General features: G+C 49.5%; 1 rRNA gene. It reads left to right on the top strand.

The annotated features are described in order from the left end of the window. Window positions 1–417: 417 nt before the first annotated feature. Window positions 418–1946: ribosomal RNA gene (locus tag BSZ32_RS18150) — 16S ribosomal RNA — on the top strand. Window positions 1947–2097 lie beyond the last annotated feature (151 nt).

A 2097-nucleotide genomic window follows, 5' to 3' on the forward strand; every position in this document is an offset into this window, starting at 1 on the left:
AAAACTTCAAAAAAGGTGTCGAAAGAGCTTGCGCAGGGTCGGGGAATATGTAGATTGCGCCCCGCCTCACCTGCCACAGGGAGCGCGAGAGAAACTAACTTCAGTTCATCGAGACTCGGTCTCATAGCTGGATTTAACTTTCCTCGGACGAGATCTTTTACACAACATGACTTGATCAAAATGCGTGCGACTTACTTCGGTAGGCTAATCGGAAGGTTTGATTCAAGAAGAAGAGGAAAGACTGAATTGTGCGCTGCGGTAGTGGAAACACTGACGCGGCAAATGATAGGTAATCTTAAACGGGTTATTTATCGCACTTGTCAATTTAGTATACGCTTATTGAAAGATAAGAAATACGCCAACCGTTTTAAAAAAGGTTGCCTTCGGGTAACCAGAAAGTCCTAGTTTACTAGGCAATATACGGAGAGTTTGATTCTGGCTCAGAATGAACGCTGGCGGCGTGGATAAGACATGCAAGTCGAACGAAAAGTGATTTAGTTTACTAATGATCTTTTAGTGGCGGACGGGTTAGTAACGCGTGAGCAACCTGCCTTAAAGAGGGGGATAGTCCTGGGAAACTGGGTTTAATACCGCATAAGCTCTACGGAGTAAAGTGGCCTTCGGGTCACGCTTTAAGATGGGCTCGCGTCCTATCAGCTTGTTGGTGAGGTAAAAGCTCACCAAGGCGACGACGGGTAGTTGGTCTGAGAGGACGATCAGCAACACTGGAACTGAGACACGGTCCAGACACCTACGGGTGGCAGCAGTCGAGAATCATTCACAATGGACGAAAGTCTGATGGTGCAACGCCGCGTGTGGGATGAAGGCCTTAGGGTCGTAAACCACTGTCATGTGAGAGTAAGGCATATTAGTTAATACCTAGTATGTTTGATAGTATCACAAGAGGAAGGGACGGCTAACTTCGTGCCAGCAGCCGCGGTAATACGAAGGTCCCGAGCGTTATTCGGAATCACTGGGCGTAAAGGGAGCGTAGGCTGTACGGTAAGTCAGATGTGAAATCTCAGAGCTCAACTCTGAAACTGCATCCGATACTGCCGTACTAGAGTAATGGAGGGGTAACTGGAATTCTCGGTGTAGCAGTGAAATGCGTAGATATCGAGAGGAAGACCAACGGCGAAGGCAGGTTACTGGACATTTACTGACGCTGAGGCTCGAAGGCTAGGGTAGCGAAAGGGATTAGATACCCCTGTAGTCCTAGCAGTAAACGATGTGCGCTTGGTGTGGGAAGGTTCGACCCTTTCCGTGCCGGAGCTAACGCGTTAAGCGCACCGCCTGGGGAGTACGGTCGCAAGACTAAAACTCAAAGAAATTGACGGGGACCCGCACAAGCGGTGGAGTATGTGGCTTAATTCGATGCAACGCGAAGAACCTTACCTAGGCTTGACATGTATCGCTAAGCAGTTGAAAGGCTGTGACTCTTCGGAGACTTTACACAGGTGCTGCATGGCCGTCGTCAGCTCGTGTCGTGAGATGTTCGGTTAAGTCCGGCAACGAGCGCAACCCCTGTGACTAGTTACTAACATTAAGTTGAGGACTCTAGTCAGACTGCCCAGATCAACTGGGAGGAAGGTGGGGATGACGTCAGGTCAGTATGGCCCTTACGCCTAGGGCTGCACACGTACTACAATGTCCAGTACAATGAGAACCGATACCGCGAGGTGGAGGAAATCTACAAAACTGGGCTCAGTTCGGATTGGAGGCTGCAACTCGCCTCCATGAAGTTGGAATCGCTAGTAATGGCACATCAGCTACGGTGCCGTGAATACGTTCCCGGGTCTTGTACACACCGCCCGTCACATCATGGAAGCCGACAGCACCCGAAGTATCTGCGCCAACATTGGCAAGGTCCTAAGGTGTAGTTGGTAACTGGGATGAAGTCGTAACAAGGTAGCCGTAGGGGAACCTGCGGCTGGATCACCTCCTTTCTATGGAGCAAATGTCGAAAGACATAGGTCGAGAGCTAAGGTTTAGGATTAACTTAAACTACCAGCTTGTGGGTAGGAAACGCACCACACTTATTACAATTACAGCGTCCGCACAGCAATGTGCGAACCGCAGCATACAATTCAGTTTTTT

It is taken from the genome of Rubritalea profundi, from assembly GCF_002954445.1.
GTDB lineage: Bacteria > Verrucomicrobiota > Verrucomicrobiia > Verrucomicrobiales > Akkermansiaceae > Rubritalea > Rubritalea profundi.